This window comes from Brunnivagina elsteri CCALA 953, from assembly GCF_002289455.1.
GTDB lineage: Bacteria > Cyanobacteriota > Cyanobacteriia > Cyanobacteriales > Nostocaceae > Brunnivagina > Brunnivagina elsteri.
Genome location: NZ_NTFS01000643.1, coordinates 1 through 2,394 on the forward strand (window position 1 = coordinate 1; position 2,394 = coordinate 2,394).

2 protein-coding genes are annotated in these 2,394 nt (G+C 39.2%); both read left to right on the plus strand.

Annotation, left to right across the window (positions count from 1 at the left end; genetic code table 11):
- Positions 1–419: 419 nt before the first annotated feature.
- Positions 420–1,448: a FecCD family ABC transporter permease gene (locus CK510_RS29415; protein ID WP_095724989.1), complete on the plus strand. Its 1,029-nt coding sequence runs from the start codon at positions 420–422 to the stop codon at positions 1,446–1,448.
- A 56-nt stretch (positions 1,449–1,504) separates the two neighbouring features.
- The gene (locus tag CK510_RS29420; RefSeq protein ID WP_095724990.1) at positions 1,505–2,281 is read left to right on the plus strand and encodes an ABC transporter ATP-binding protein; all 777 of its coding nucleotides are present in this window, start codon (positions 1,505–1,507) and stop codon (positions 2,279–2,281) included.
- Positions 2,282–2,394: the final 113 nt, after the last annotated feature.

Below are 2,394 nucleotides of genomic sequence, written 5' to 3' on the forward strand. Positions count from 1 at the left end.
TAGACAGAGATGCTTCATTGCGCTTCGCTCCATTCAGCATGACAATTGGGCACTTTTTTACTTGGAACACTCTTAGAAATAATGTTTAACTTTGATTCATCTGTGTGATAATGGTTCTTACTAAGAACAAAAATACAAATTAATAGAAGAAAATCTTAAAAGATAATTATCCCATTTTGATTCAAAAAGCGGCTTGCTACATCGCATTCAGATTTAGCGAATCCCTTACAAAGTATGACTTAGTGTTATATCGGGGATTCCTAACAAATGTGACAAAAGTATGAAATAATACGCCACAATCGTGATATTAATCATAATATATCTCAATTAGTTAAACAAAGTATTCATATTCTGGTCAAAACAATCAAAATGTGAGCGAATAACTCAAAAGGAGAACTGGAAAAGGACATAATCAATTAATGAACATATTACCTACCTACTTCCGCAAGCAAATACAAGAAACTTTGACAACCAATCGCACATTATTCGCGATCGCAGTTCTTGTGATTGGACTTATATCAACGCTTTTGCTTTCTCTTTCCCAAGGTGCGGTTCACTTGACTTTTGAACAGATGTTACAAGCACTACTTCGTCGAGGCGACCAACTTCAACAAACTATACTTTGGGATTTACGTATTCCCCGCATTTTAGCCGCAATGCTGGTAGGTTCTGCGTTGGGGATGTCAGGTGCATTATTGCAGGGGATGTTACGAAATAGTCTTGCAGACCCTTTTATTTTGGGGATTTCGGCAGGTGCGGGATTAGTTGCGATCGCAATGGTGGTGTTGCAGGTTTTTCAAGCATGGATACCTTTAGGAGCTTGGCTTGGAGCAATTGTTACCACGGCTATCGTGATTTTTCTCGGTCGTTCGGGTAATAAACTTTCTGTGGAACGGTTAATTTTAGGTGGAGTTGCGGTAAGTTCATTATTTGGTGCGATTCAAAGTACTTTACTTCTGTTGGCAGAGGATGGACAGATTCAGCAAGCATTGAACTGGTTGATTGGGAGTTTGAATGGAAGGGGTTGGAGGGAAGTGACAACCGCAGCACCTTATGTAATTATCGCTTTGATTGCGGGGTGTTTATTAGCACGTTCCTTGAATTTGCTGGCATTGGGAGACGATTTAGCGGTGGGTTTGGGAGTAAACTTAGTGCGATCGCGGTTTTTAATCGCTGGAGTCGCAACTTTACTCGCAGCAGGAGCGGTTAGTGTCAGTGGGTTGGTTGGTTTTATTGGTTTAGTGGTTCCCCACGGAATTCGCTTAATGGTTGGTAATGATTACCGAATTCTGCTACCATTATCAGCTTTGGGTGGAGCTTGGTTATTAATGTTTGCAGATTTACTTTCTCGACTTGGTGCGATTGAGTTACCTGTCGGTTCTGTCACAGCACTTCTTGGTTCTCCCCTATTTATCTGGTTGCTCTATAATCGTCGAACTAAGGAATAATTCGTAATTTTCTGTTTCTTTATTCCCTAATTAATCTCAAATCCAAAACCTAAAAAATGCCTTTAGAAGTTCAAAATTTAACGGGTGGTTATACCACAGTCCCAATTGTCAAAGATGTAAATATAGACTTACAAACTGGTGAATGGTTAAGTTTAGTTGGTGCAAATGGTTCGGGGAAATCAACTTTTTTAAAACTACTCATTCGCATACTTTCTCCTTTCCAGGGAGCAGTATTGTTGGATGGTAAAACCATTCATTCCCAACCAGCAAATATAGTCGCACAAAAGTTGGCATTATTACCCCAACAACAAACAATTCCTGCGGGTTTGACTGTGCGACAATTGGTAAGTTTAGGACGTACACCTCATCAACCTTGGTGGCAATGGGAATTAAACCCAGAAGATAGGGAGAAAGTCGAAATTGCGATTCAAAAAACCAGATTGGAAAAGCTGAGTGAAAGACCAGTAGAAAACCTTTCTGGAGGGGAAAGACAACGGGCTTTTTTAGCTTTAGCATTAGCTCAAGAACCAAAGGTTTTATTACTAGATGAACCAACTACTTACTTGGATATTAACTATCAACTGCAATTACTCGAATTGCTCAAAGAATTAAATCAAGAACAGCAACTGACTATAGTTACAGTATTACATGAATTAAATCTTGCGGCTAGATATAGCAGGCGTATTGCTCTATTTAAAGAGGGTCATCTTTGGGATGTGGGAACACCTGCAAACGTTCTTACTCCAGATGCGATCGCTCAAGTTTTCAATGTTGAAGCTGTAATCATTAATACACCTGTTGGTTTACAGGTTTGTGCTGTCTCCTCTTTGTAAATTAAGTCATCAAGTTTGAATAATTATCAAAATAATTGGCTCTTCCGTAGGTGTTATGCTGAATTTTAAGCTAAAATTATGGATTTGCCTTTAAAATCAAGGCTTTCAGGCAG

Excerpts from the sequence above, each read along its gene's own strand:
- CK510_RS29415 (WP_095724989.1), top strand. The coding sequence starts at position 420 with ATGAACATATTACCTACCTACTTCCGCAAGCAAATACAAGAAACTTTG.
- CK510_RS29420 (WP_095724990.1), top strand. The coding sequence starts at position 1,505 with ATGCCTTTAGAAGTTCAAAATTTAACGGGTGGTTATACCACAGTCCCA.